The following is a 23,646-nucleotide window of genomic DNA, read 5'->3' as shown; positions in this document are numbered from 1 at the left end:
ACGCCCCTACTGTCGAGTGGTTAACCCAAGAACGCATTGAAGTATCCAGCTACGCGGGTGCTTCCAGAACTGCAAGGCGCAGACCTGATTACTAATTTTCACCGGGCGAAGTCCCAGCTGTCTGCAGCCTCCAATTTACGAGTTACCCTTATTTGACCCAGTTTTCCGAACTCGGCCTCGCCGAGCCGGTCCTTCGCGCGCTTGCCCAAGAAGGCTACGACGCGCCGACCCCGATCCAGGCACAATCCATTCCCTCTCTTCTAGACGGTAAGGACCTACTTGGTATCGCACAGACCGGTACCGGCAAGACGGCAGCGTTCGCATTGCCGATCCTTGACCGCCTTTCCAAATCCCAAACCCGCACGCCCAAAGGGGCATGCCGTGTACTTGTTCTTGCGCCGACGCGTGAACTTGCCGCCCAGATTGGCGAAAGTTTCCGTGCCTATGGCCGCTTTCTCAATGTTCGCACGGCTGTCGTTGTTGGTGGTGTTGCCCCGGGTCCGCAGATCAAGGCAATAACCCCCGGTGTCGAGGTTCTTGTCGCAACACCTGGTCGTTTGCTTGACCATGTCGACAGCGGCAAGCTCAGCCTCAAACATGTTGAAGTGGTGGTGCTTGATGAAGCCGACCACATGCTTGATCTTGGCTTCTTGCCGCCGATCAAGCGCATCATCAAGATGTTGCCGCGTGATCGCCAGAACCTGTTTTTCTCTGCCACCATGCCGACCCAGATTGGTCAGCTGGCAGGGGACATGCTGTCTGACCCTGTCAAGGTGTCGGTAACCCCGGTTGCCACCACCCAGGAACGTGTCGAACAGTCGGTCTATTTGATCGAACGCACGCGCAAGCGTCAGCTGCTGGCAGAGCTTCTTGATAATCCGGCTTTCAAGCGCACGCTGGTCTTTACCCGGACCAAGCGCGGTGCCGACCGTGTCGCGCGCCATCTTGAAGCCAATAAAATCAGCGCAGCTGCCATTCATGGCAACAAAAGCCAGAACCAGCGTGAACGTGCTCTGAACGCCTTTAAGGATGGTCAGATCAACGTGCTTGTCGCAACCGATATCGCCGCGCGCGGTATCGACGTCGATAGCGTGACCCACGTTGTGAACTTCGAGCTCCCGAACGTGCCCGAAAGCTATGTTCACCGTATCGGCCGTACGGCCCGCGGTGGTGCCAGCGGATCGGCAATTGCGTTTTGTGATGAAGAAGAACGTGGGCTGCTGCGCGATATCGAAAAAACCACCCGCCAAAGCATCCCGGTGATTGATCGCCGTGATGCAAAGGCCGCAGCCGAGCAGGAAGCACTTTCCGACGAAGCGCGTGAAAGCAACCGTGGCCGCCGCACTAGTGGTGGCAATGGTGGCGGTCAGTCGCGTGGAAATGGCGGACGTGGTGCATCAGGCGGCAATGGTCGCGGTGGTCGCCCGGCCAATGGCCGGAATGCCCGCAATGATCGTTCAGATCGCAGTGATGCGCGCACTTCTGCGCCGCGTCGTGATCGTGACGATGCCCGCAAACAAACGACCCAAAGCCGCGATGGAGCAGACAATGCTTCAAGAGCAACGGCTGACAAGGCCCCTTCGAACCCGGCACTGGAAAAATCCAAAAGCCGTTACAAGGGTGGTCTGAAGTCAAAACCTGCCAATGGTCGTGGCGGAAACCCTGAAAATGGCCCCCGTCAGAATGATGGTGGCAAGCGCCCGACGAAACGCGTTGATTCCAATGGAAATCGTCGCGACGGGGCGAAAGCTGACAATTCAATTTCTTCCGGTTTGTCCTTTATGGGCAGTGCCGAGGAACGCCGCGCGACTGGTAACGGGAGCAATAGTGCCCGAAATACCGGACCGCAAGGCAAGCGCGGCGGTGTAAACCGCAATCGCAATCATCGTGGCGCACAGTCCGGCGGGCAGCCGGGTGGTGCGGGCCGCGAAAACACTTCTGGAAAACAGCCGAGGCGTGAACGCGCCTGATTGTTTTTCAAACCCCTATAGGCGCACCCACGCGGGGTGTGTCGAAACGCCAATCAATACTCGATAGGAGATCTAAAGATGGCAACTGGTACCGTTAAATGGTTCAACGCAACTAAAGGTTTTGGTTTCATTCAGCCGGACGAAGGCGGAAATGACGTATTCCTGCACATCAGCGCCGTTGAACGCGCTGGCATGGGCCACCCGCAGGAAGGCGACAAAATCAACTACGAACTGCGCACCGACTCACGTTCGGGCCGCGTTTCGGCAGATGATCTGACCGCTGCCTAATTCGGCTTGTCCTTCCTTGTGAAGGGCACCGTATTAACGAAACCCCCATCCGGAAAACCGGGTGGGGGTTTTGTTTTGCGTGCATGTCAGGGGCGCAAGAAGGCGATCTTGGCGCGGGTGGCGGCACTCAGGACATGGAAATGCATGGCATCGCGCGCGCCCGATGGATTGTGTTCACGCACATAGCGCAAGACCTGTTCATGTTCGGCAAGCGGGGCGGCAATCGCCTTGGCGTTGGCAAAGGGCAGCATCTGGTTCTCGTGAATGATCTGGGCTGCGGGATGCATGGCCTTGGCAAACATCGGATTGCCTGACGCCAAAAGAAGAACTTCATGAAATTCCGTATCGGCGGTGGCGGCGGCAATCAGGTCATCTGTCTCTAGCGCGTTTCGCATATCGGTGATGCTGGTTTCAAGCGCATCGAGGTGATCCTTGTTGCGCATCTGGGCCGCGAGGCCGGCAACATAGGGCTCGATCGCAAGCCGGAACTGATAAACCTGGCCGGCCTGGCGATTTCGGTCCTGACCAATCGGCGGCAAGTTCTGGCGATCGGTGATGTACACGCCTTTTCCGGCGTGGATGTGGATCAGTCCAAGCGCTTCGAGTGTGGCAAGAGCTTCGCGCAGGCTGGTGCGGCTGATGCCCAGTTCGCTTGCCAGATTGCGCTGGGCGGGCAGCGAGTCACCTGCCTTTAGGCCCTTGTTTTCTATCAGGTTCCGAATGTCCCGGGCTGCGCGTTCCGGGGTGGTTTCACTGCGTGTCATATATTGTCCCACATCTGGTCAGACCAGTTGAATGGTTTTTGATATTCAAAAAATGCTGATTTTTAAAGGATTATGATCAATCTCATGCTGAATTTACGCTGAAGAAAAAATTATTCATAGACAAAAGATCAAAAGATGTGCAGCGTCACAATCAGGCTAAAAATAACGCACATGATTTCAGAAACGATTAGACAGACGGGTAGAGGCTCATGAAACAATTCTTCAAAACTGCGATTACTGCGGTGGCAATGCTTGCCGCTCCGCTTGGGGCAGCGTCTGCCAGCGCGCTCGACAGCATCTCCGAGGCCGGTGTTCTCAAGGTTGCCGTGCCACAGGACTTTCCGCCATTCGGTTCGGTGGGGACCGATATGCAGCCAAAGGGCTATGACATTGATATGGCGGCCCTGATTGCCGAAGAGCTTGGTGTAAAGCTTGAACTGGTACCGGTGACCTCAAGCAACCGCATCCCATATCTCAACACCGGCAAGGTCGATCTGGTGATTTCCAGCCTTGGCAAGAACCCGGACCGTGAAAAGGTGATCGATTTTAGCGATCCCTATGCACCGTTCTATAACGGCGTCTTTGGCCCGGCTGATTTTTCGGTTGAAAAGGCAGCCGACCTTGCGGGTATGTCGGTTGGCGTGACCCGTGGTGCGATCGAAGATCTTGAACTGACCAAGATCGCGCCGTCTGACGTTGATATCAAACGCTACGAAGACAATAACGGCACGATTTCGGCCTTCCTGTCAGGTCAGGTTGATCTGATCGCGACCGGTAACGTGACGGCAGCTGCCATCATTGAACGCGACCCGCCGCGCAAGCCGGAACCGAAATTCCTGATCAAAAATTCCCCCTGCTATGTCGGCCTGAACAAGGATGAGCCGGAACTCATGGCCAAGGTCAATGAGATCATTGCCGCTTCAATTGCCGATGGTCGTTTGAATGCGATTGCTGAAAAGTGGCTTGGTATTCCGCTTCCGGAAAAACTCTAAGCTTTTTGGCTGACTGACAGGATCATTATAGATCAATGGCATATAAATTCGATTTCGGCGCCATCGTGCCGCATTGGCAGCTGCTGTTTGACGGGGTCATTCTGACCACGGAGTTAACAGTCATCGGTGCTGTGGTTGGCGTCGGGCTCGGGATCATGGGGGCGTGGGCGCGTGCGTCGCGCGCCCCGGTGATCAGCCAGATTGTCGGCGTGTATGTAGAACTGATCCGCAACACGCCGTTTCTGGTGCAACTCTTCTTTATCTTCTTCGGGCTTCCCGCACTTGGCGTGAAGCTGACGGAATTTCAGGCTGCTGTTTTGGCGATGATCGTCAATCTCGGTGCCTATTCCACGGAAATCATCCGGGCCGGCATTCTGGCTATCCCGCAAGGCCAGATCGAAGCAGCCCAAAGTCTTGCAATGAACCGGGTGCAAATTTTCCGTTATGTCGTGATTTTACCCGCACTCAAGAAAATCTGGCCGGCCCTTTCCAGTCAGATTGTAATTGTCATGCTGGGATCATCGGTCTGTTCGCAGATCGCGGCCGAGGAACTGACATTCGGCGCGAACTATATTCAGGCGCTTAATTTCCGGGCGTTTGAAGTCTATTTCGTGGTGACGGGTTTGTATCTTGTGATGTCGATCCTGCTTCGGATGGGCTTGAAGGTTCTCGGTAACTTCCTGTTTGAACGGCGGCGTCATGTCTGAATTTTCCCTGTGGGATATTGCTTATAACCTGTTGCTTGCCGCGCGCTGGACAGTGTTGCTGTCGCTTACGGCCTTTGTGCTTGGCGGGCTGGTTGGCTTGTTGCTTTTGATGGTGCGCACGGCTGGCAATCCGTGGGTGATCCGACTGGTGCGCGGCTATGTCGAACTGTTTCAGGGCACGCCGCTTTTGATGCAGTTATTCATTGTCTTTTTCGGCTTGCCACTGATCGGACTGGATGTGTCGCCATGGGTGGCGGCAACCCTTGGCCTGACATTGTTCACCAGTGCGTTTCTGACCGAAATCTGGCGCGGATGTGTTGAATCGATTGGCAAGGGTCAATGGGAAGCATCGGCAAGCCTTGGCATGAATTTTACCCAACAGATGCGCTATATCGTTTTGCCGCAGGCGCTTCGCATTGCCGTCCCACCAACGGTGGGCTTTTCGGTTCAGGTGGTCAAGGGAACAGCCGTGGCATCAATCATCGGCTTTGTTGAACTGACCAAGGCCGGCACCATGATCACCAATGCCACCTATGAACCGTTTACGGTCTATGGCTGTGTGGCGGTGATGTATTTCCTGATTTGTTATCCGCTATCGCTTTTTGCCCGCCACCTCGAAGGAAAGTTCCGCCATGTCGCTCGTTGAATTGCATGCCATCCATAAAAGCTTTGGCGAGCTCGAAGTTCTCAAGGGCATTGATCTTTCAATCGACGAGGGGCAGGTCATTGCCCTGATTGGTAAAAGCGGATCGGGCAAAAGCACGCTGTTGCGCACAATCAACGGGCTTGAGGTCATTGATGATGGTGTGATCATCGTTGATGGCAAAAAGATCAGCGACCGTGATGCGGATCTGCTTGGCCTTCGACTTCAGGTCGGCATGGTGTTTCAACAGTTCAACCTGTTCCCGCATTACACGGCCCTTGAAAACGTCATGCTGTCCCCGCAGGTCGTCAAAAAGCAATCCAAGGCCGAGGCCAAACAAATCGCTGAGGAAATGCTGGCCAAGGTCGGCTTGGCGGACAAGATGATGCATTACCCCGATCAATTGTCGGGCGGGCAGCAACAGCGTGTGGCGATCGCCCGTGCACTGGCGATGAAGCCAAAGGTTCTTTTGTGTGACGAAGTGACATCGGCACTTGATCCGGAACTGGTCAACGAGGTACTGGCAGTTGTCCGCCAACTTGCCGAAGAGGGCATGACGCTTGTCATGGTCACACACGAAATGCGTTTTGCGCGTGAAGTTTGCGACAAGCTGGTCTTTATGCATCAGGGCCGCATTCATGAAACCGGCGATCCGGAAGAAGTCTTTTCCAATCCAAAAACGCCAGAACTTTCAAGTTTCGTTGGCGGTCTTGCCTGATCCATTTCGCGTCGTTCATGATGCTTTTGTGACATCTGATGCGTAAGGCGCAGAAATGTTTAACGATTTCAGGTTGAAGCGCTAGAACGGTTCCCATGATGCCATGACAGGTTAGGGGACGGTTTCGATGCAGGGTGATGGGGCAGGTAACGGCGTAAGCGATGTTGGGGCTGGCCAAAAGGCCGGGCTGTCGCCAATCATGGCGGTTCTGGATCGCTATCCGTTTCTTGTGCTTGGCTTGCTGCTTGTTGGGGCTTTTGCCTCGTCGAGTGCGGCACCCTTGGCCGGGCTTTATGTTGTCGAAGGATTGGGTCAAGCCCCCTGGAAGCTTAGCCTGGTGGCGATTGTTCAGGTGTGCGTCACCCTGATTGTGAACCGCACATTTGGGCGTGCGATTGATCGGGCGGTGCCCGTCAAGTTCCTGCTGGTGACCAGTATTCTGTGCTTTGGCATTGGCATGACCCTGCTGGGTCTGTTTCAGATTTACTGGGTTTATCTTGGCATTGCATCGATCCTGCTTGGTATCGGATCCGGTGCGCTTTCGGTGATGTATTCATTCGGGCGTCTGTTTGCCGAACAGACCGGGCGCGATGTCGTCAAGTTCAACGGCTTCCTTCGCATGCAGACATCGCTTGGCTGGATGGTCGGGCCGGCGGCGTCCTTGTCATTTTATGGCGTCTATGGTTTTGCCCCGACCTATTACGCAATTGCCGGACTTGCCGCGATCTGGTGTGTGACCTGTTTGGTGATTGTGCCGGGCGCATTTAAAACCCATCATCCCAACAGCCTGAAGACCGGGCAGAAAGTCCCGTTCAACTTTGGCCTGTTGTCGGCCTGTGTGCCGGTGTTTTTCATCGGGGCGGCCAATGTGGTGTTTGTTTCGGCAATGCCGCTTTATTTCTCGACCGAGTTGGGGCTGGTCGCGTCCTCGGCGGGTTTTGCCCTGACGGTGAAATGCTTTGTCGAAGTGGTGGTGATCTATTTCTGCGCAACGCTGATAAAACGGGTTGGCGAACGTAAAGGCATGCTGATCGCGGCCCTATTGGGGGCGGTGTTCTTTGGCCTGATTTATCACGCCACAACGCTTGTTGATGTGCTGGCACTCGCTACCCTTGATGGTATCTATTACGGTATCTTTGCCGGGATCAGCATGACATTCGTTCAAAACTTCGCCACCGATCAGCCCGGTGTTGCGACCAGTTACTATGTCAGCACGCTGTTTGTCGGGGGGCTGATCGGCAATCTTTTGACCGGGGTGGTTGCCAGTGCCTTTGATTTCCAAACAACCGTTTTGATGGCATGCAGCTTTGCCTTTGTCGGGGCGGTGGTTTTGGCCGTGATGCGCGATGCAAAGCATTCTGCGACGGTCAGGCAGGGTTCATGATGGCTTGACTTTGATCGCGTCCCGGCGATTATCGCGCCATGAACGAAAATACTGAAAATACCCGTCCACGTTTGTTTGTTGATGCCGACGCCTGCCCGGTTAAGGCCGAATGCGAACGTGTGGCCGAACGCCACCGGATCGAAATGATCATGGTATCAAACGGCGGCATTCGCCCGTCACGCAATCCCTTGATCAAGATCGTGATTGTGCCGCCGGAACCCGATGCCGCCGATGACTGGATTGCGGAAAATGCGCGTGCACGTGATGTGATCATCACCAATGACATTCCGCTGGCATCGCGCGGGATTGAAATCGGTGCCAGGGTCCTGAAAGCCAACGGTCAGGAATTTACCGAGGCCAATATTGGCAATGCGCTGGCCGGGCGTGAAATCGCCGCCCACATGCGTGAAGTCACCGGCGAACAGGGGCGCAATGCCGCCTTTACCCAGAAAGACCGATCGAAGTTTTCAAGCGCGTTGGAAGTTCTGGTGCAGGCCGTTCTGCGCGGCTGATCAGATCACTTCATTTCCCAAAAAGACGCAGGCCGCCAGATGAAAATCTGACGGCCTGCACACAGGTCCTGATTTGGTGAGGAAACAGTTCTCACGAAATCAGGCTTCCCCCCTGCGTATCTTTATGAACAGCAAGGCTTAGAACGGGTAGTGGCGCTTGCCGCTCTGGATCGTGATCCAGCGCATTTCGGTGAATTCATCAATCGATGCCTGGGATCCGAAACGGCCATAACCCGATGATTTCACACCACCAAATGGCATCTGTGCTTCGTCCTGAACGGTCGGACTGTTGATGTGGCAGATGCCGCTTTCAATGCGTTTGGCAACTTCCATCGCACGCGGAATGTTGGTCGAGAAGACCGCAGAAGACAGGCCATATTCGCTGTCATTGGCGATGCGAACGGCCTCGTCCTCGTCGCCTGCACGAATAACGACACAGATCGGGCCAAAGCTTTCCTCGGAATAGATCTTCATTGCCGGGGTAACATGATCAAGCAGGGTGGCATCCATCAGAACGCCGTCCTTGGCCTTGCCCGAACCGGCAACCAGTTTCGCACCCTTGGAAACGGCGTCTTCGATCAGTTCTTCGATGCGATTGACCGCCTCGATGCTGACAACACCGCCAAGGATGTTTTCGGCCTTGGCCGGATCGCCTGCGGTCAGCGTTTTGGCCTTGGCGGCCAGTTTGGCAACAAAGTCATCGGCAACCGCATTGTCAACGATCAGGCGTTCGGTCGACATGCAAATCTGGCCCTGGTTCATATAGGCGCCAAAGGCCGCGCCATTGACCGCCTCGTCAAGGTCGGCGTCATCCAAAACGAGGAACGGTGCCTTGCCACCCAGTTCAAGCAGAACCGGTTTCAGGTGTTCAGCCGCAAGCTTGGCGATGATGCGCCCGACACGGGTAGAGCCGGTAAAGTTGATGCGGCGCACGGCCGGATGGGCAATCAGGGTTTCAACGATTTCCGGGGCATCTTCCGGGGCATTGGTCACAACGTTGACGACACCTTCAGGCGCACCGGCCTCGACCAGGCAATCACCGATCAGGCGATGCAGGGCCGGGCAGAGTTCGGACGCCTTGAGGATGACGGTATTGCCGCACGCCAGCGGCATGGCAATGGCGCGTGTGCCAAGGATCACCGGGGCGTTCCAGGGCGCAATGCCCAGGACCACGCCAACCGGCTGACGAATGCCCATGGCCATGAGGCCCGGCGTGTCAGACGGAATGACATCGCCCTGAATTTGCGTCGTCATGCCACCGGCCTCGCGCAGCATATTGGCAGCAAGATGGGCGTTAAATCCACCCCACATGCGCGTGCTGCCGGTTTCATCAAGAACCAGCTGACCAAACTGATCACCTTTGGCCTCCATGATGTCAGCGGCCTTAAGCAGGATCTTGCGCCGTGCGCCCGGACCCATTTTTGACCATTCCGGGAAGGCCGCGGCGGCGGCATCGGCGGCCTTGCGGGCATCGGCGGCATTAGCGGCCGCAGCCACGGTTGCAACTTCGCCAGTGACCGGGTTCTTGCGTTCAAAAGTGCGGTTGTTGGACGCATTGACGTCCTGATTATTGATCAACAATTTGGTGTCGTTCATGACGTTTCTCCTGACTTTCTTGTGGTTTGCTGTGCGTTGGCGAAAGACTGCATCACGCGGCCCCAAGGCCAAGAAATGCCTTCTGCACAGCTGGGTCGGATTGCAGGGCCTTGGCAGTATTCTGCCCGGTAACGGCCCCGTTTTCGATCAGATAACCTCGATCTGATATGGCGAGGGACTGGTGGGCATTCTGTTCGACCAGAAGCACACCAACGCCTGTTTTGCGAATGGCCGCAAGGGCCTTGAATAATTCCCCGGTCATGATTGGTGATAAACCAAGGGACGGCTCATCAAGCAAAAGAATATCGGGATTGGACATAAGCGCGCGGCCGATGGCCACCATCTGCTGTTCGCCACCACTCATGGTACGAGCCGCTTGATCAAGCCTTTCCGCGAGTTTGGGGAACAGATCAATCACGCGTTCAAGGTTCTGTTTTTCAGCTGCCCTTGCGCGTTTGGCAAAGGCACCAAGTGCCAGGTTCTCACGAACCGTCAGTTCGCCGAAAATGCCGCGCCCTTCCGGGACAAGTGCAAGTCCGGCTTCGACAATCTTGTGGGCCGAAAGTTCGGTCAGCTCACTGCCAGATAGGGTGATACGCGTGTTATCGTGGGCCGGCACCAGACCGGCACAGGCCTTAAGCAAGCTGCTTTTACCTGCGCCATTGGCGCCCAGCATGACAACGATTTCGCCACGGTCGACAGTAAGGTCGACTTCGCGAAGGGCGGCGTGCTTGCCATAGGACACAGACAGTTTTTTGATATCAAGCATGGCTGTCTCCCAGATAGGCGCGGACGACTTCGGGATCGGAAAGAACTTCGTCGGGGGTGCCATCAGCAATCTTGGCCCCGGCATTCATGACCACACAACGATCACACAGACTTCTGATCGCATCCATGACATGTTCGACCATGATGATCGTAAGCCCTTCGTTCTTGAGCTTGCGAACAAGGGCGATACCATCCTGCAATTCGGACGGGTTCAATCCGGCCAGCCATTCGTCAAGCAACAGAAGTTTCGGTTGCAGGGCAAGTGCCCGTCCCAGTTCAAGGCGTTTCTGATCGATATAGGTCAGATCGCCTGCGGGCGTGTGGGCCTGTTTGGCAAGCCCGATCCGTTCAAGCAATTCAAGTGCAGCGGCATGCGCGGCATCACCCCAGAGCGGCTTGGTCCGGTAGGCAAGACCGGCTTCGATATTTTCCACGCAATCAAGATCGGGCAAAACACGCACCAGCTGGAAGGTGCGGGCAATGCCGGAATGGCTGATTTTGTGGGCAGGAAGATTGGTGATATCCTTACCACTGATGACAATCTTGCCTTCATTCGCCTGAAGGGCACCTGAAATCAGGTTCATCACCGTGGTCTTGCCCGATCCATTGGGGCCAAGCAAGCCAAGGATTTCTCCTTCATGGACATCGAACTGCATCTGATTGACGGCAATCAGGCCGCCAAAGGCCTTCTGCAGACCTGAAATCGACAAAAGGATTTCATTGGTCATGCTGCGTTCCCCCCGGGTTTGGCGTTTTGTTCGGTTGCAAGTACGCGCTTTTTGGGGGCGCTGTATTTTTCATACAAACCGACAACCCCGCTCGGCAGAAGATAGACAATTACCAAGAACACGCAGCCAAGCAGGATGCTGAAATGGTTCGGGAAGTTCGCGGTCAGGATTTCAAACAGAAGGGTCAATGGGACAACGCCAAGCAGAGGGCCCAGCAGGCGACGTGGCCCGCCAAGCAGTGCCATGATGACAACCTGGAATGACAGCATCGGGTTAAAGGCAATGACCGGATCAATATAGGTCCAGCGCGGTGCCATGATGGCTCCGGTCAGGGTCATGAACAGGGCAGACAGAACAAACAGCGCGACTTTCACACGCGTGACATCAATGCCGCAATGCTTGGCAACGGTTTCGTCCTCGCCAATAATGCGCAGCGCAAAGCCAAGGCGCGAACGGCCCAAAATGAAGCCGGTCAGCAGAAGAACCGCAAACAGGGCGAGTAATTGCCAGTAAATGTCGTTCTGGGTGATATCAAGAAACACATAGCGGCCCATTTCGCGGGTGACATTGACCTCGTACCAACTGACGACCTGGCGCACCAGTTCGGTCAGGCCAAAGGTAAAGATCACGAAATACACACCTGCCAGACGCAGGGTGGAAAAGCCAACCAGAAGGGCGATGACTGTGCCGGCAAGCCCGGCGCAAACCAGCACCAGCGGGAAGGGCAGAACTTCACCCAGAACTGCCACCGTATAGGCACCAATGCCAAAGAACACCACGGTCGCAAGTGAGATATATCGTGTCGGTCCAGAGAACATCGACCATGCGGTTGCCAGAACCGCAAAGCTCACGATGCTGATAGCAAGCGACATGTAATAACTGTCAACCAGCGAGGGCAGGAAGGCAAGGGCAGCAAAGATCACTGCACCGATACCAACGGGCTTGATGAAATCAGGTTTGAGGATGCTCATGACGCGGCCCTCCCGAACAGGCCGGATGGCTTGATCAGCAGTACCAGCAGGAAGATCACATAGGTCACGGCAATGGTCAGGCCCGGATCGATATAGGTCGCGACCAGGCTTTCCGCGACACCAAGGATGAGGCCCGCAATCAGCGCGCCCAACATATTGCCAACCCCGCCCATGATCACAACGATCAATGCCTTCATGGTAAAGACAACACCCATCGAGGTGGAGAAAGTCAGAAACATACTGACCAGAACACCACCAACAGCGGCCATAGCACCACCAAGGGTGAAAGCAAAGCAGGATGCAAAATTGACATCAATTGCCACCAGGCGCGCCGAGGTCGGATCAACGGCGACCGCACGAAGGGCCGTGCCCATCCGGGTGCGGGTCAGGATCAGATAGAAACCAAGTCCGATGACAACTGCGAAACCAAGTGCGACAAGCCGGTTTGCCGCAATCGTTGCCCCAAAGATGTCAACGGCGTTGTTGAGGAAATCATAGCTGTAATAGTTGCCACCAAACCAGACCAGCAGCACGCCCTGAACGATAAACAGCAGGCCAAAGGTAGCCAGGATGCTGTCGACTTCAAGCATGCCGCGGTTCTTTGCGCGCGCGACCAGCGGGGTCAGCAGGATGCGATAAATCACCCAGTTCAGGGCAAAGCTTGCCGGAATGATGATCAACAGACCAGCAATCGGATTGACACCAAGCGAGGTCATGAAAACAAAGGCAATAAATGACGCGACAATCACCAACTCGCCATAGGCGAGGTTCATGATGCGCGAAACGCCATATTGCAGGGTCAGCCCCATGGCAACAAGGGCGTACATCCCGCCAAGAGTAATTCCGGAAAAAATTGCGTAGCTAAACATTAATTCCATCCAAAAGGGGCGTCGGGATTCCCGTGAGTTCTGTTGGCTTAGGAACCCCGACGTCCTTATGTGGCGCGCTTACTGCGCGGCTTTCCACTCAGGTTTCGGGAAGACAAGTTCTGCAGCGCCCTCCATGCTGGTCGGTGCGAGGCCGACAAACTTGCCATCTTGCCACTGACCAACCTGCCAGAACGTCTGATCGCCCGGCTTGTAGGTGCCAAGAATGGTGTCAAAACCGCCTTTTGCCAGTTCGGCATTGATCGCTACGCGGTCGGTCGTGCCGGCACGCTCGATGGCCTGCTGCAGGGACTGCAATGTTGCCCAGTTCACGATCGATGCCCAACGATCCGGCTCACGCTCGGCGAATGCGATGTGGCGTTTGATGTAATCGGCAATTTTGGGATCGTCCTCGCTTGCACCGCCAAGGCTGACGACACCTTCGGCATTATCGCCAAAACGGTTTTTGTAAAGCGGGAAGGCCGTACCGACACCGGCATAGAATACCTTGGGATTAAAGCCCAGAACGCGAGACTGTTCGGTCAAGCCAAGCGTGCCGGGCGGGTAAGAGAAGGCAACAAAGGTGTCCGCGCCAAGCGATTTGATATCATTGACGATGGTTGCCAGGTCCTGGGAACCCAGCGGATAAGTCTTGTCATAGACGAGATCGAAATCACGATCTTCAAGGGCCTCGCGACCAGCCTTGGAAAGCTCGATGCCAAATCCGTCAGCAACGGCGATCATGGCAACCTTGTCGTTGATTTTGCCTTCGTCCTTAAGTCCCTTAAGGAATTCAGCCAGTCCAACCGCATATTGTTCACCAGTACCCAGCAGCCAGTAGGAGTTTTTCCAGCGCTGCGACAGTTGGGGTGCCTTGTCGGTAACGGCCGTGCCCGCAAGGTGGGCGTAACCCGCGCGGTCAAGGATTGGTGCTACTGCAAGGTTGATACCCGTGCCCCAGGGGGAGAGGATGAAATCAACCTTGTCCTGGTTGATCAGGCGTTCAATCGCGCGTACCGCTTCTTCCGAGCTGGATCGGTCATCATATTCGACAACTTCAATCGGAAGCTGCTTGTCGCCGACTTTAAGGCCACCGGCATCATTGATTTCCTTAACCCACATTTCGTAGTTCGGAATGGTGCTGGTGGCCGCGCCCGGTGCACCCGGACCGGTTTTCGAAATGGCATAGCCAATACGATATGTTTCCTGGGCATTGGCCCCAAACAGCGTCGCGGTACTCATGACGGCGGTTGTGGCTGCTGCAATGGTCGCGAAGCGCAGTTTCGCTGAAATTTGCATGCTTTTCCTCCTGATCTCTTTTGCAGAGACGGTTTTCCCGTTTGCGCGTAGTTTCAGGAGTTTAGGCAAAGAGTTAGTGTTACTTACTTCACAGTGTGAAGTAAATCTCCGGCGTAACCTCCCGCCTATTAGTTCGCATATGCAAAATAATAGGAACGCATTCTTTGTATGTATTGTTGCTTGTGACGGTTTCTTTGACCGTGTTTCTAGTAAGCGATGGAACGTTTCTAATGTAAAGATGCTGAAATTGACAATTTAGGACGAAAAATTGTACATTTTTACATATAACCATTTGGAATAGATGTGTGACAAAAAGGCATGACCGATCAAACTCCCCGTCAGATTCCGGTCTCAAGCGCCGTTGAACTTACCGATAACCCGTTCGAAGACCTGCTTCCCGTAACCACTCATGCGGTTATGGACCGTTTTGATCATCCATTATCGACACAGACCTGGGTCATGAATGATCAGGCACGTCGGGACCGTTGCCATGCCATATTGTTGCTTGGTGGTCGTGCCGAGGTTGGTTTGCGCAAAGGAACGATAACCTGCAAGGCCCCAGCTCTCGTTTGGTTGCCGTTGGGCGAAACGCAGCGCTTTGGCGTGAGTGCAGGCAGCAATGGCTATTTGCTGTCGGTTGCGGATGATCTGGTGGCGCGTCATTGCGGTGATGGCAGCGGGATCGCCGGTGGTAATTCTGCTGGCGGTGGCTTGCCTTTGCGCTTTGCTGCGGACACCGTCCATAATGTTACTCTGCAAGAGGGCCTTGGAAATCTGGTGTTGCTTGAGCGCAGCTTTGAAGCCATCCGGTCTGAGCTGATGGGCAATGCACTTGGTGCCAGTCTTGTGGTTGGCGCGCATTTACAGATTATTCTGACCATGGTTCTGCGTCTGGCAGAAGGTGTCACGGCGCAACGTAACCAGCACGGTCCGGGCTCAATCACCTTTCAGCGATTTTTGCAGGTGCTGGAGCTGCATTTTCGCGAACACTGGAATGTTACTGATTATGCCAAGGCCCTTGGCGTCAGTGAACGCAGATTGGGGTCTGCGGTGTTGCGCGCAACCGGCAAGCCGCCCTTAACGATTATCCATGAACGTGTCCTGCGCGAGGCCTGCATGCGTCTGGAACAATCCCCACTTGGTGTGGCGCAGATCGCATATGGTTTGGGTTTTCGCGATCCGGCTTATTTCAGCCGGTTCTTCAAACGTTATATGGGGGAGGCGCCCGGTGGCTATCGTCGGTTGCGGCGCGCGCATGAGCGTGTGCGAGATGACACTTTTGCTGCCTGGCCATAGGCCCGGTTTCGCCACTTCAGGCGGAATGCAGATGTATTCCCCTCAAGATAGAAGGTTGCGTTGCCTTTTTTTGATCCTACTTGTCTGCTTTAACCGTAATAACAAAGTCATGACCTGTTAGTTTGATTGGATCGACGTTGCGTAAAGGCAAAACCCTGTTTCTTGGTCTTTTGGCCGTTCTTGTCCTGCCATTTGGCATCAGCCTGGCAGAAGACCCGCCGGGTGAAAAAGCCAAGGAACGCTATACGTGGCGCAATGCGCCGCGCCATTCTTCGGGTGTGGCGCCTGATGCGGTCGCTAACCGGGATCAGGCGATTGTCATGGTGATGGCGGCCGAAACATTTGGCTGGCGGGCCTATTTCGCAGTTCATCCATGGATCATCTATAAGCGTGCCGGTGAAACCCGATATACCCGCTATGACGTGGTGGGATGGGGCAGTGGCAATGTCGTTCGCCAGAATTACGCGATCCCGGATGGTCTTTGGTATGGCTCAAAGCCGGAACTTCTCGCGGCTCATCGGGGCGAGGCGGCCGAAAAGCTGATCCCCGAGATCGAACAGGCGATCAAATCCTATCCGTTCCCGCGCGAATATCGCAGTTATCCGGGCCCGAACAGCAACACCTTCATCGCCCATATCGGCCGTGAAGTGCCGGGGCTTAACCTTGATATGCCAGCCAACGCAATCGGCAAGGATTATCGCCCGATCACCAATCCGGTTGGGCTGTCATCCAGCGGACAGGGCGTGCAGGCGAACCTGCTGGGCGTTCTTGGTATGTCGCTTGGTCTGGAAGAGGGGATCGAGCTTAACCTGCTGGGTCTGAACTTCGGGATTGATTTCAACCGCCCGGCACTGCGTTTGCCATCCATCGGTCGCTTGGGCATGGATAGTGTTGCGCAGACAACTGAGGCTGCGGAGCCCAAGAGTGATCGTGCGGCCAAGGAAACGGCAATTGATGTCGTCGCAGAACCAAGCAGTTAATTAAGCTGCCAGATCGCGGCATTAAGCAGGGTGGCAAATGCCACCCAAAGCGCGTAGGGCACCAATAGCATCCCGGCCAGACGGTCAATCTTCCAGAACGCAACCATGTTGGCGATGATCAGGCCAAGCAGGATGACGATATCGATCAGGCCCAATAGGGGCGACTGCGCGCCAAAGAATAAAAACGACCATGCAAGGTTAAGCGTCAACTGACCTGCATAAAGGCCAAAGGCGCCTTTGGCATTGGCAATACCCACCTTAAGCCAGGCGCGCCAGCCGCTAAAGGCGATCATGAAATAAATGACGGTCCATACCGGCCCGAAAACCCAGTTGGGCGGACGGAAGAACGGCTTGTTCAGTGCCGCGTACCAGTCATTGACGCTGGTGGCTGTCACCGCGCCGCCAAATGCCGATATGATCAGACACAACACCATAAACGCAATCAGGGCAAAGACACGGGTGCGATGGTTGGGGTGATGAATGCGCCCTGCACTCATCGTTTCCTGTTCGCTGTTGGTCATGGTGTTGACGGGTCCTTTGGCCTAGTTGGTGACTTCGCCGATTGCGTCGATCAAGGCATCGAAATAGGGGTTCCATGTCAGGCGGGCATGATACTTGCCCGGTTCCGTATAACCCCATGCACTGCGCCAGAGCAGTGCGCGATCCGCTGGTCGTTCAATGTCTTCCTGACCGTTTTCGATGAAGACAAAGCTTCCCTTTGCACCGTAATACGGATTGTCGGGCGAGAACAGGGCGCTCAGATGAGAGAAACTGCTGATCTGTTGATCCGGCAGATTGCTGTTGAGGTTCTCAATCCGGCTGTCGTTGCTTGGGGCGTTGACTTCATCATACCAGACCAGGCGTGAAGCCGGGTTGGTGAAATGCGTCTCAAAGCGACGAAGCATTGCTCTTGGATCGAGCACACTGTCATCCGCGCTCATGGTAACAAGGGCGGGGCGATCAAACGGCTTTGCGTCAAGCGCGTCATCAACGTCGGTGACGCTGCGATAATAAAGTGCCGATGCCTTGGTCGACAGGGATTGATAGTTGATCACGTTGTCTTCCGGATCAGCATCGACCCAATCCCACAGATACTGGACCAGTGGTGTCAGGAATAACAGATCACTGCCCGGCTCGATGCCCGGAGAAAACAACAACAACCCGTCAATGTCCGGGTTTCGAGCAGCGTAACTGGTGACAAGATTACCGCCGGTTGAAAAGCCACCCAGCCAGACTTCATCCACCTCGCGTTCCAGAAGCGCAACCTGATGGGCGACCGATCCCGTCCAGTCATCATAATCGGGCAGGCTGAGATCCCCCGGGCGGGTGCCGTGGCCGGGCAGCAACATCGACCGCGCAAGCCAGCCATTCTTGGCCATTGCCACTGCAATGTCGTGGAAGTACCACGGACTTGATCCCAGACCGTGAACAAACAAAACCCCACGGCTGGGCTTATTTGCGTCCATTGGTTCAGGCCGAACTTCAAACGGAATGTTGCGCGCAATTTCCATTTCATGGTCATCGGTCAGAAAAACCCGATGGGAGGCGATCCAGTCACGCGTTTCAGATACGTAATCGTCGAAATTATCCTGCATGTAGGGCGGGATATCGGGTGACTGATCATAAAGCGCGTTTTCTGGCGGGAATGCACAGGCCGCAAGCAGGCTTGCCGGGATCAGGGCCAACAGGATTGTGCGAAGTGGGCGCATGAGATGTCCTTTGGCCATGATGCTGAGAAATTATGTAAATCACTGAAATGGCTACGTCAAACGGCGCACTGCAGATCACTTGTTTGGCGCGTCTTATCGTGCGTTGGTGTGCCCGGATAGCGATAGGAAGATTATCGGATGCCAAGCTGAAATGGCAAGTAACTGTGATGGCCGTCACAGCAAAGAGATAATGCATAATATATGCGATTCAATTGGTATGATGATTTGTGACATGGTCACGGGCTGCCGACTTCAGTGTTTGTGAAGTGGTTCTAAAACAAGAAAACCTTGCCGCTACCTTGGCAAGGAATATCCAAGGGGAAGGGGAATGCCATGTTGTCACTGAGTTCGGTGAAAATCGGCACACGTATGCTGATTATTGTCGCGGGCGCGGTTCTTGCGGTGTTGCTGGTCGGGGCGTTCGGTCTGACCGAATTGCGCCAAAACATGCTTGAGGACCGCAAGACAAAAACGAAAAACCTTGTTGAATCCACAATCAATTTGATTGGTCATTATCATGCGCTGGAACAGTCCGGCGAAATGACCACCGAAGAGGCGCAAAATGCCGCCAAAGGCGCTGTTGCAGCCCTTCGGTATGATGAGAAGAACTATTTCTTTGTGTTTGATCACACGCCGGTTCTTCTGATCCATGACATCAAGAAGGATCTTGTTGGCAAGAACTTGACCGACAATGTCGATGGATCGGGCAAATTCCTTTATCGCGAGTTCGTGCGCGTCGCCGAAGAGAAGGGCGAGGGTTTTGTCGATTATACCTACAAGGTGCCGAATTCGGATGATCTTCGTCCGAAGCTTTCATTCGTCAAGGATTTCAAGCCATGGGGCTGGATCGTCGCCACCGGTATTTACATTGATGATGTAAACGCTGTTTTCATGCAAATCATGCTGGTGATGGGTGGTGTTGCCTTGGCGATCCTGGTTGCGGTTGTCGGCGTCTCGCTGATGATCAGCCGTGGCATTACCCGACCACTTTTCGATATTTCGGAAAACATGCTGCGTCTGTCGCAGGGTGATCACAATATCGAAGTCAATTACACCCACCAGAAAAGCGAGATCGGCGATCTGGCGCGGGCGATGGATATCTTCAAATCGAAAACCATCGAAATGGAAGAAATGCGCACCCAGCGTGAAGAGCAGGAACGCATCGCCGAAGAAGACAAACGTGCGGCCCTTCGCAAAATGGCCGACAGTTTCGAAGCCAGCGTCGGGCAGGTTGTCGCCCAGGTGATCGAGGCATCGGGCAATATGCAAAGCTCTGCCAATGCGATGACTGATACCTCCAAACAGGTCGGCGAACGTTCAACGGTTGTTTCGGCAGCATCGCAGGAAATGTCGACCAACGTCGAAACGGTTGCCTCGGCGGCTGAGGAACTGAGCACGTCCATTGCCGAAATCAGCAATCAGGTCGCACAATCCGCAACCATTGCCAAAGGTGCCGTTCAAACCTCGGAAGAAACGCATCAGAAGATCGAATTGCTGGCAGAGGCGGCAAACCAGATTGGTGAAGTTGTTTCGCTGATCACCGACATTGCCGAACAGACGAACCTTCTGGCCCTGAACGCAACGATCGAGGCCGCGCGTGCCGGTGATGCCGGCAAGGGCTTTGCTGTGGTTGCTAACGAGGTCAAGAACCTCGCAAACCAGACGGCAAAGGCAACCGAAGATATCCGCTCCCAGGTCAGCGACATTCAGGTCGCCACATCCAATGCAGTGAATGCGATTGCCGAAATCGCCGAAACCATCCGAAGCCTCGACGGGGCGACGACGACAATCGCATCCGCCGTTGAAGAGCAGGGGGCCGCAACCCAGGAAATCGCGCGCAACGTTGAACAGGCCTCACACGGCAGCCGCGATGTATCTGAAAATATCTCGGGCGTGTCGACGGCGGCAAATGACGCCGAAAAGCTTTCGGGCGAGGTACTTGGCCTTGCAGAAGGCCTTGGACGGCAGGCAGCTGTTCTGAACGAAGCAGTTGAGTCGTTCCTGGCCGAAGTGCGCAACGCCTAAGCCTGAGACGATCACGCAAAACAGAACCGCCAGTCCTGTAACAGGGCTGGCGGTTTTTTCATGATCTTGTGAATTGGTCCATATGGTCAGGATTTCTGGGTGCTTTTTGCCGTCTGACCAAACAGGATCTTTTTGTCTTCTTCGCTCATTTCGCCAGCGCGCAGACCTTCGCCCGCCTTATAGGCGGCAATCGTTGCCGGACGGGATTGTATGGCTTCGAACCAGCGTTTCAGGTTCGGGAATTCATTCAGGTCCTGCTGCTGCTTTTCGTGGCTGACGATCCATGGATAGCAGGCCATATCCGCAATCGTGTAGTCATCACCGGCAATGAATTTGCGGCCTTCAAGACGCTTGTTCAGAACCCCATAAAGACGGTTGGTCTCGTTGACATAACGGGTGATCGCGTACGGGATCTTTTCCGGCGCGTAGGTGCCGAAATGATGGTTCTGACCGGCCATCGGGCCAAGGCCGCCCATCTGCCAGAACAGCCATTCCATCACGGTCTTGCGTTCGCGCACATCGGTCGGGATGAACTTTCCGGTTTTCTCGGCCAGATATTGCAAGATGGCGCCGGATTCAAACACCGTGATGGCGTCGCCGCCATCGGCCGGATCGTGATCAATGATCGCCGGCATACGGTTGTTGGGCGAAAAGGCCAGGAATTCCGGTTTGAACTGATCGCCGGTACCGATATTGACCGGCACGATCTTGTAGTCCAGTCCGGCTTCTTCAAGAAACAGTGTGATTTTATGGCCGTTCGGGGTTGGCCAGTAATACAGATCAATCATGGGCCAAAGGCTCCTTTAAACTATTCGTGATGGCGAATTCGATAATCGAAGCTTGCCAATCAGGTTGTTATCGGTCAATTTAAAACGATCATTCCAAAATGCAAGAGCCGGTCACGCCATTGTGTAACGGCGATACCTGGCAAGGAGACGTGTCATGATCCGCTTCTATTACCACCCCACACCCAACCCGCAGAAAATCTCGATGATGCTTGAGGCGTGCGGTTTGCCGTATGAGGTCCTGCCGGTCGATACCCGTAAAGGTCAGCAGCATGACCCGGCCTTCCGCGCGATCAACCCGAATGGCAAGGTCCCGGCGATTGTTGATACCGACGGGCCGGGGGGCAAGGAAGTACGCGTGTTTGATTCAAACGCGATCCTGCTGTATCTCGCCGAAAAGTCAGGCAAGTTCCTGGGCAAGCCCGAAGATCGCGGTGAATTCCTGTCGTGGCTGATGTTCATTGCCACCGGTCTGGGTCCGTTTTCAGGCCAGGCGGTGCATTTCCAGCATGTCGCACCTGAGGGCAGTGACTATGGCGTGAACCGTTATCGCAACGAGATCGCCCGCCACTATCAGGTGTTGGAAGACCATATGGAAGGTCGCCAATTCATCGTCGGCGATGAAATGACGATTGTTGATATCTCGGCCTGGGGCTGGATCGACAAGGCCCCGTTCGTGCACAAGAACCCGGATGTCTGGGACAAGTATCCCAACATCAAACGCTGGTTTGATGCGATCAATCGCCTGCCGGCAGCCGTCAGTGCGCGCGAGGTTGGCAAGGACCACACCTTTAAGACGGAAATGGACGAAGACGCAAAACGCGCCATGTTCCCGTCGAACTACGCATAAAACCCCTTCGCGGTCTGCAAACGAAAACACCCCGGCCAATCTGGCCGGGGTGTTTGCTTTGACGTGTATGTCTTTACAATCAGTCGGTGGTTTTTGCCCCGAACTGCTTGTTGAATTGCAGGACCAGCAGGGTCACAACCGCGCCCGAAAGCAGGTAGGCACCAACACCGGCCAGACCGAACTTGTCGCACAGGTAAAGCGCGATCAGCGGTGCGAAACCAGCCCCCAGCAACCATGCAAGGTCGGATGTCAGGGCTGATCCGGTATAGCGGTATTCACGCTTGAAGTTCGATGCCAGCGTACCGGCCGCCTGACCAAAGCACAGGCCCAGAACCGCAAAGCCACCCAGAACAATCATGCCTTCATTGATGATGTTATAGGTGTAAAGCAGCGGTGTCAGGATCGCACCCAGAAGGATGATACCCGCACTGTAACCAAGCAGGCGACGACGGCCGAGCTGATCGGCAATGAAGCCCGATGCAATGATGCCAAAGGCACACAACACTGCGCCAACACCCTGGGTCAGAAGGAACTGCCCCGGATTGCCATTGGCATAAAGATAAACCCAGGTCAGCGCAAAGACCGTTACCAGATGGAACAGCGCGTAGCTGACCATCGGGACCAGCGCACCCAGCACAACGGTACGGCCGTTATGTTTGAGCGTGTCGATGACACGGGCTGCCTCAAGCTCGTTCTTGTCAAGCAGATGGCCGAATTCGGACGTTGCCACCAGACGCAGGCGGGCAAACAGCGCAACAACGTTGATTGCAAAGGCCACGAAGAACGCATAGCGCCAGCCGAAGGCCAGGAAGTCGTCGGGGTGAAGTGTCAGCAGCAAATAAGCAAACAGCGAAGATGCCAGCATGAAGCCAAGCGGCGCGCCCAGCTGCGGGATCATCGCGTACCAGCCCTTGCGGTTATCGGGTGCGTTAAGTGCCAGAAGCGACGCCAGACCATCCCATGCGCCACCCCATGCAAGACCCTGCAGGAAGCGGAAGGCACACAGAAGGTAAATCGCAAGGATCCCGGCCGAAGCCGTACTTGGCAGGAATGCCATCGCAGCGGTTGAACCGCCAAGCAGGAACATGGCAATCGTCAGTTTGACGCCGCGACCATGCTGACGGTCAACGGTCATAAAGACAAGCGACCCGACAGGGCGTGCGATAAAGGCCAGAGAGAATATGGCAAAGGAATACATGGTGCCCATCAGTGCGGTTTCACCGGGAAACAGCAATTGCGGGAAGACCAGTACCGATGCGATGCAATAAACGAAGAAGTCGAAGAATTCAGATGTCCGGCCGATGATCACGCCAAGCGCGATTTGTCCCGGATCGTTGGTGGCGTCGGCATTGTGATGCCGCGCATCGCGTTCCAAACCCGAAGAGGTGGCGGTCGCGTAGTGTTCTGTTGTTTGGGTCACGCCGTTCTCCCTTATTCACTGGTCGGGCCTTTTGGCCCTAACTGCTTTTGATTGGATCACAAATCCGGCTCGAAGGACGATACGACTTTGGATCGAGTCTAAGTATAGACATGTGAATTGCAAACGTCAGTGTCAATTATTGTGATGCACCGCACAACGCGCGGTTTACATCCGAATGATAATTGTCATTACGACCCTGCTATGCGCCGCGGGTAGCTTGACATTGCTGCAACGCAGCTATAGCAATTCCCGCGAATTTCCGATTTGGCATTTTTTTGAAAAAAAATTGCTTTCTTTGTGCCCTTTCCGTGGATGTCTGGAATTATAATTCCTATATGCGTTTGCGGCAGGGTACGACGCGTGGCGATCTTTGGT

The 23,646-nt window shown here is 54.8% G+C and carries 23 protein-coding genes; 12 read left to right on the top strand and 11 right to left on the bottom strand.

All coding sequences use genetic code 11. The annotated features are described in order from the left end of the window. Positions 1–152 precede the first annotated feature (152 nt). Complete coding sequence (locus TH4_RS20995) at positions 153–1,970, top strand: DEAD/DEAH box helicase (RefSeq protein WP_064781932.1); 1,818 nt, start codon at positions 153–155, stop codon at positions 1,968–1,970. Between the two features lie 78 nt (positions 1,971–2,048). After that, positions 2,049–2,258 (top strand): cold-shock protein, encoded by a 210-nt coding sequence (locus TH4_RS16170; RefSeq protein WP_008892034.1) that lies wholly within the window; start codon positions 2,049–2,051, stop codon positions 2,256–2,258. An 86-nt stretch (positions 2,259–2,344) separates the two neighbouring features. Here the strand turns inward: TH4_RS16170 and TH4_RS16165 are convergent, their stop codons facing one another. Next, on the bottom strand, positions 2,345–3,022 hold the full coding sequence (locus tag TH4_RS16165; protein ID WP_064781931.1) for a FadR/GntR family transcriptional regulator: 678 nt from the start codon (positions 3,020–3,022) through the stop codon (positions 2,345–2,347). 209 nt (positions 3,023–3,231) lie between these two features. Here TH4_RS16165 and TH4_RS16160 point away from each other — a divergent pair, with 209 nt between their 5' ends. The 6 genes from TH4_RS16160 (at position 3,232) to TH4_RS16135 (ending at position 7,978) form a co-directional block, all read left to right on the top strand. Next, on the top strand, positions 3,232–4,014 hold the full coding sequence (locus tag TH4_RS16160; protein WP_064781930.1) for a transporter substrate-binding domain-containing protein: 783 nt from the start codon (positions 3,232–3,234) through the stop codon (positions 4,012–4,014). 35 nt (positions 4,015–4,049) lie between these two features. Beyond that, a complete protein-coding gene (locus TH4_RS16155) occupies positions 4,050–4,721 on the top strand; it encodes an amino acid ABC transporter permease (RefSeq protein ID WP_008892037.1) in 672 nt (223 codons plus the stop codon). Then, the gene (locus TH4_RS16150; RefSeq protein ID WP_064781929.1) at positions 4,714–5,367 is read left to right on the top strand and encodes an amino acid ABC transporter permease; all 654 of its coding nucleotides are present in this window, start codon (positions 4,714–4,716) and stop codon (positions 5,365–5,367) included. The genes TH4_RS16155 and TH4_RS16150 overlap by 8 nt, the downstream gene beginning before the upstream one ends. Then, positions 5,354–6,082 (top strand): amino acid ABC transporter ATP-binding protein, encoded by a 729-nt coding sequence (locus tag TH4_RS16145; RefSeq protein ID WP_064781928.1) that lies wholly within the window; start codon positions 5,354–5,356, stop codon positions 6,080–6,082. The genes TH4_RS16150 and TH4_RS16145 overlap by 14 nt, the downstream gene beginning before the upstream one ends. A gap of 127 nt (positions 6,083–6,209) precedes the next feature. Continuing rightward, positions 6,210–7,466 carry an MFS transporter gene (locus TH4_RS16140; RefSeq protein ID WP_083997144.1) on the top strand — a complete coding sequence of 419 codons (1,257 nt, stop codon included), beginning with the start codon at positions 6,210–6,212 and terminating at the stop codon, positions 7,464–7,466. Positions 7,467–7,504: 38 nt separating this feature from the next. Beyond that, the gene (locus tag TH4_RS16135) at positions 7,505–7,978 is read left to right on the top strand and encodes a YaiI/YqxD family protein (RefSeq protein WP_008892041.1); all 474 of its coding nucleotides are present in this window, start codon (positions 7,505–7,507) and stop codon (positions 7,976–7,978) included. A 138-nt stretch (positions 7,979–8,116) separates the two neighbouring features. On the opposite strand, the gene TH4_RS16130 is transcribed toward TH4_RS16135, so the two are convergent. From TH4_RS16130 to TH4_RS16105, 6 genes are all read right to left on the bottom strand, one after another. Continuing rightward, entirely contained in the window at positions 8,117–9,574 is a 1,458-nt protein-coding gene (locus TH4_RS16130) for an aldehyde dehydrogenase (RefSeq protein ID WP_064781927.1), read from the bottom strand. A 52-nt stretch (positions 9,575–9,626) separates the two neighbouring features. Beyond that, positions 9,627–10,343: an ABC transporter ATP-binding protein gene (locus tag TH4_RS16125; protein WP_064781926.1), complete on the bottom strand. Its 717-nt coding sequence runs from the start codon at positions 10,341–10,343 to the stop codon at positions 9,627–9,629. Then, positions 10,336–11,070 carry an ABC transporter ATP-binding protein gene (locus TH4_RS16120; protein WP_063090342.1) on the bottom strand — a complete coding sequence of 245 codons (735 nt, stop codon included), beginning with the start codon at positions 11,068–11,070 and terminating at the stop codon, positions 10,336–10,338. The genes TH4_RS16125 and TH4_RS16120 overlap by 8 nt, the downstream gene beginning before the upstream one ends. Continuing rightward, on the bottom strand, positions 11,067–12,041 hold the full coding sequence (locus tag TH4_RS16115) for a branched-chain amino acid ABC transporter permease (protein WP_064781925.1): 975 nt from the start codon (positions 12,039–12,041) through the stop codon (positions 11,067–11,069). The genes TH4_RS16120 and TH4_RS16115 overlap by 4 nt, the downstream gene beginning before the upstream one ends. Continuing rightward, entirely contained in the window at positions 12,038–12,910 is an 873-nt protein-coding gene (locus tag TH4_RS16110) for a branched-chain amino acid ABC transporter permease (protein WP_064781924.1), read from the bottom strand. Before TH4_RS16110 ends, TH4_RS16115 begins: the two co-directional genes overlap by 4 nt. Before the next feature lie 78 nt (positions 12,911–12,988). Further along, positions 12,989–14,206: an amino acid ABC transporter substrate-binding protein gene (locus TH4_RS16105; RefSeq protein ID WP_083997143.1), complete on the bottom strand. Its 1,218-nt coding sequence runs from the start codon at positions 14,204–14,206 to the stop codon at positions 12,989–12,991. 318 nt (positions 14,207–14,524) lie between these two features. Between TH4_RS16105 and TH4_RS16100 the strand changes: the two genes are divergently transcribed. Together TH4_RS16100 and TH4_RS16095 are read left to right on the top strand one after the other, a co-directional pair. Then, on the top strand, positions 14,525–15,502 hold the full coding sequence (locus TH4_RS16100) for a helix-turn-helix domain-containing protein (protein ID WP_064781923.1): 978 nt from the start codon (positions 14,525–14,527) through the stop codon (positions 15,500–15,502). Between the two features lie 137 nt (positions 15,503–15,639). Then, on the top strand, positions 15,640–16,482 hold the full coding sequence (locus TH4_RS16095) for a DUF3750 domain-containing protein (RefSeq protein ID WP_245227954.1): 843 nt from the start codon (positions 15,640–15,642) through the stop codon (positions 16,480–16,482). Here the strand turns inward: TH4_RS16095 and TH4_RS16090 are convergent. Both TH4_RS16090 and TH4_RS16085 read right to left on the bottom strand, forming a co-directional pair. Beyond that, a complete protein-coding gene (locus TH4_RS16090) occupies positions 16,479–17,003 on the bottom strand; it encodes a TspO/MBR family protein (protein ID WP_209272167.1) in 525 nt (174 codons plus the stop codon). The genes TH4_RS16095 and TH4_RS16090 overlap by 4 nt on opposite strands. Positions 17,004–17,024: 21 nt before the next feature. After that, entirely contained in the window at positions 17,025–18,191 is a 1,167-nt protein-coding gene (locus TH4_RS16085) for an alpha/beta hydrolase (RefSeq protein ID WP_167351228.1), read from the bottom strand. Between the two features lie 333 nt (positions 18,192–18,524). Here TH4_RS16085 and TH4_RS16080 point away from each other — a divergent pair, with 333 nt between their 5' ends. Beyond that, complete coding sequence (locus TH4_RS16080) at positions 18,525–20,216, top strand: methyl-accepting chemotaxis protein (protein ID WP_008892047.1); 1,692 nt, start codon at positions 18,525–18,527, stop codon at positions 20,214–20,216. 86 nt (positions 20,217–20,302) lie between these two features. Here TH4_RS16080 and TH4_RS16075 read toward each other — a convergent pair whose 3' ends face one another. Beyond that, on the bottom strand, positions 20,303–21,004 hold the full coding sequence (locus TH4_RS16075; protein ID WP_064781920.1) for a glutathione binding-like protein: 702 nt from the start codon (positions 21,002–21,004) through the stop codon (positions 20,303–20,305). A 154-nt stretch (positions 21,005–21,158) separates the two neighbouring features. Between TH4_RS16075 and TH4_RS16070 the strand changes: the two genes are divergently transcribed. Then, complete coding sequence (locus TH4_RS16070; RefSeq protein ID WP_064781919.1) at positions 21,159–21,851, top strand: glutathione S-transferase family protein; 693 nt, start codon at positions 21,159–21,161, stop codon at positions 21,849–21,851. 79 nt (positions 21,852–21,930) lie between these two features. Here the strand turns inward: TH4_RS16070 and TH4_RS16065 are convergent, their stop codons facing one another. After that, on the bottom strand, positions 21,931–23,271 hold the full coding sequence (locus tag TH4_RS16065; RefSeq protein ID WP_064781918.1) for an MFS transporter: 1,341 nt from the start codon (positions 23,269–23,271) through the stop codon (positions 21,931–21,933). Positions 23,272–23,646 lie beyond the last annotated feature (375 nt).

The organism is Thalassospira tepidiphila MCCC 1A03514 (genome assembly GCF_001662875.1).
GTDB classification, from domain to species: Bacteria; Pseudomonadota; Alphaproteobacteria; order Rhodospirillales; family Thalassospiraceae; genus Thalassospira; species Thalassospira tepidiphila.
This window is presented reverse-complemented; position numbering and strand designations above follow the sequence as displayed.

Coding starts and splice junctions, on each gene's coding strand:
- TH4_RS16170 (WP_008892034.1), top strand. CDS start 2,049: ATGGCAACTGGTACCGTTAAATGGTTCAACGCAACTAAAGGTTTTGGT.
- TH4_RS16165 (WP_064781931.1), bottom strand. CDS start 3,022: ATGACACGCAGTGAAACCACCCCGGAACGCGCAGCCCGGGACATTCGG.
- TH4_RS16160 (WP_064781930.1), top strand. CDS start 3,232: ATGAAACAATTCTTCAAAACTGCGATTACTGCGGTGGCAATGCTTGCC.
- TH4_RS16155 (WP_008892037.1), top strand. CDS start 4,050: ATGGCATATAAATTCGATTTCGGCGCCATCGTGCCGCATTGGCAGCTG.
- TH4_RS16150 (WP_064781929.1), top strand. CDS start 4,714: ATGTCTGAATTTTCCCTGTGGGATATTGCTTATAACCTGTTGCTTGCC.
- TH4_RS16145 (WP_064781928.1), top strand. CDS start 5,354: ATGTCGCTCGTTGAATTGCATGCCATCCATAAAAGCTTTGGCGAGCTC.
- TH4_RS16140 (WP_083997144.1), top strand. CDS start 6,210: ATGCAGGGTGATGGGGCAGGTAACGGCGTAAGCGATGTTGGGGCTGGC.
- TH4_RS16135 (WP_008892041.1), top strand. CDS start 7,505: ATGAACGAAAATACTGAAAATACCCGTCCACGTTTGTTTGTTGATGCC.
- TH4_RS16130 (WP_064781927.1), bottom strand. CDS start 9,574: ATGAACGACACCAAATTGTTGATCAATAATCAGGACGTCAATGCGTCC.
- TH4_RS16125 (WP_064781926.1), bottom strand. CDS start 10,343: ATGCTTGATATCAAAAAACTGTCTGTGTCCTATGGCAAGCACGCCGCC.
- TH4_RS16120 (WP_063090342.1), bottom strand. CDS start 11,070: ATGACCAATGAAATCCTTTTGTCGATTTCAGGTCTGCAGAAGGCCTTT.
- TH4_RS16115 (WP_064781925.1), bottom strand. CDS start 12,041: ATGAGCATCCTCAAACCTGATTTCATCAAGCCCGTTGGTATCGGTGCA.
- TH4_RS16110 (WP_064781924.1), bottom strand. CDS start 12,910: ATGTTTAGCTACGCAATTTTTTCCGGAATTACTCTTGGCGGGATGTAC.
- TH4_RS16105 (WP_083997143.1), bottom strand. CDS start 14,206: ATGCAAATTTCAGCGAAACTGCGCTTCGCGACCATTGCAGCAGCCACA.
- TH4_RS16100 (WP_064781923.1), top strand. CDS start 14,525: ATGACCGATCAAACTCCCCGTCAGATTCCGGTCTCAAGCGCCGTTGAA.
- TH4_RS16090 (WP_209272167.1), bottom strand. CDS start 17,003: ATGACCAACAGCGAACAGGAAACGATGAGTGCAGGGCGCATTCATCAC.
- TH4_RS16085 (WP_167351228.1), bottom strand. CDS start 18,191: ATGCGCCCACTTCGCACAATCCTGTTGGCCCTGATCCCGGCAAGCCTG.
- TH4_RS16080 (WP_008892047.1), top strand. CDS start 18,525: ATGTTGTCACTGAGTTCGGTGAAAATCGGCACACGTATGCTGATTATT.
- TH4_RS16075 (WP_064781920.1), bottom strand. CDS start 21,004: ATGATTGATCTGTATTACTGGCCAACCCCGAACGGCCATAAAATCACA.
- TH4_RS16070 (WP_064781919.1), top strand. CDS start 21,159: ATGATCCGCTTCTATTACCACCCCACACCCAACCCGCAGAAAATCTCG.